A 2142-nucleotide genomic window follows, 5' to 3' on the forward strand; every position below is an offset into this window, starting at 1 on the left:
GGCCCTCATGCGTGCTCGTGACCTGCTCGTCGATTTTCCCACCGTCACCCTCGGCACCTCCGTGCTGGACGCGGCCCGGCTGCTGGCCGACCAGGATCTGCCGGGCCTGATCGTGGTGGACTCCGGCGGGCTGCCGCTGAGCATCCTGGCCGGCACCCAGGTGCTGGCCCTGGCGGTGCCCGGCTACTGCCAGGACGATCCGGCGCTGGCCCGGGTGGTGGACGAGGCCCACGCCGACGCCTTCCTGCACAACATGGCCGGCCAGACCGTACGCCAGGCGCTGCCGCCCACACCGCGCGAGCTACCGGTCACCGATCCGGACGCCACCGTGCTGGAGATCGCCACGCTGATGGCCCGCACCCACAGCCCGCTGGTCGCCGTGGTGGGCGAGGGCCGCCTGCACGGCGCGGTGACGCTGCAGGCGCTCATGGACCGGATGCTCGCCTCATGACGGCTCTGGCCTGGCTGTCGGTGGCGGTCTTCCTCGGCGCTTATGCGCTGATCGCGACCGAGCGGATCCACCGGGTCGCCTCCGCCCTCGGCGGAGCCGGGATCATGCTGGCCGTCCACGCCAGCGACGCGCAGGCGGCGTTCTTCTCCTCGGAGACCGGTGTCGACTGGAACGTCATCTTCCTGCTGCTGGGCATGATGGTCATCGTCGGGGTGCTCAAGCAGACAGGCGTGTTCGAGTACCTGGCGATCTGGGCCGCCAAACGGGCCCGGGGACGCCCGTTTCGGCTGATGGTGCTGCTGGTGGTCATCACCGCGCTGGCCTCGGCGCTGCTGGACAACGTCACCACGGTGCTGCTGATCGCGCCGGTGACGTTCCTGGTGTGCGAGCGCCTGGCGCTGCCGGTGGTGCCGTTCCTCCTCGCCGAGGCGATGGCCTCCAACATCGGCGGGGCCGCCACCCTGGTCGGCGACCCGCCCAACATCATCATCGCCAGCCGGGGCGGGCTGAGCTTCAACGACTTCCTCGCCCACATGGCACCGATGATCGTCGTCGTGACGGTGGTGTTCGTCGGCCTGTGCCGGATCATGTTCCGCACGGCGTTCGTCCACGACCCCGAACGCGCCGCCGGCATCATGGCCTTGGACGAGCGCGAGGCCATCGCCGACCGCACCCTGCTGTGGCAGAGCCTGGTCGTGCTCGCCCTGGTGATGGCCGCCTTCGTGCTGCACCCGGTGCTGCACTACGAGCCCTCGGTGGTGGCGATCCTCGGCGCCGGGATCCTGGTGGCGGCCACCAAGGTCACCACCGAGCAGGCCATCGCCGAGGTCGAATGGCCCACCCTGGTGTTCTTCATGGGACTGTTCGTCATGGTCGGCGCCCTGGTCGAGACCGGCGTCATCGGCCAGATCTCCCAGGCCGCCGTCGGCGCCACCGAAGGCCGGTTGGGGCTGACCGCGATCGGCCTGCTGTGGGCCTCGGCCGGCATCTCGGCGATCGTGGACAACATCCCCTACGTGGCGACCATGAGCCCGATCGTCGCCGACCTGGTGCAGGCGAACGGCGGCAACGACCACGCCCAGGTGCTGTGGTGGGCGCTGGCCTTCGGCGCCGACCTGGGCGGCAACGCCACCGCCGTCGGCGCCGCCGCCAACGTCGTCATCATCGGCATCGCCGCCCGCAACCGCACCCCGATCAGTTTCTGGGAGTTCACCCGGTACGGTCTCATCGTCGCCTTCGTCACCGTGGCGCTGGTGACGCCCTACCTGTGGCTGCGCTACCTGATGTGAACCCCTCCCCCGCCTTCCGGGCGGCGAGGCATGGCCGCGGGCCGAAAGAGCCGGGACAGCGCCTCACCCCGCGGCGAGGAAGTCCTTGATCTTCGCGGCGATCGCGGGGTAGTCGGGGGCGAACCAGATCATGTGACCGTCGGCCCGGCTTTCGGCCAGCTCGGCCCGGGGAATGGTCGCGGCGAGGGATTCGGCGTGGGTGAAGGGGACCGAGCGGTCGGTGCGGCTGGCGATGACCAGGGCCGGCTGGGTGACCTGCCCGGCGCAGTCGGGGACGGCCAGCATGTCGTTGACGAAACCCTCACCCGAGCGCATCAGGGTGAACAGCGCGAGAAGTTCGGCCTGGTCGCGCTCGCTCAAGGCGGCCATGACCTGGCCGGCGGGCCGGGTGGACAGGTCACG

The 2142-nt window shown here is 70.4% G+C and carries 3 protein-coding genes; 2 read left to right on the plus strand and 1 reads right to left on the minus strand.

Annotated features, from left to right (window positions below; genetic code table 11):
* The coding region (locus ACTOQ3_RS43410) for a CBS domain-containing protein (RefSeq protein WP_440089907.1) at nt 1–451 on the plus strand (451 nt) is incomplete at its 5' end.
* The gene (locus ACTOQ3_RS43415) at nt 448–1740 is read left to right on the plus strand and encodes an ArsB/NhaD family transporter (RefSeq protein ID WP_440089908.1); all 1293 of its coding nucleotides are present in this window, start codon (nt 448–450) and stop codon (nt 1738–1740) included. The genes ACTOQ3_RS43410 and ACTOQ3_RS43415, both read left to right, overlap by 4 nt.
* A 63-nt stretch (nt 1741–1803) precedes the next feature.
* Here the strand turns inward: ACTOQ3_RS43415 and ACTOQ3_RS43420 are convergent.
* Nucleotides 1804–2142 (minus strand): alpha/beta fold hydrolase (locus tag ACTOQ3_RS43420; RefSeq protein ID WP_440089909.1); only part of this gene is annotated, 339 nt, incomplete at its 5' end.

This window comes from Streptosporangium sp. LJ11, from assembly GCF_051918945.1.
In the GTDB taxonomy this organism is placed as follows: Bacteria; Actinomycetota; Actinomycetes; order Streptosporangiales; family Streptosporangiaceae; genus Streptosporangium.

What these genes read in the sequence shown, in the direction of transcription:
- ACTOQ3_RS43415 (WP_440089908.1), top strand. Translation starts at nt 448, where the DNA reads ATGACGGCTCTGGCCTGGCTGTCGGTGGCGGTCTTCCTCGGCGCTTAT.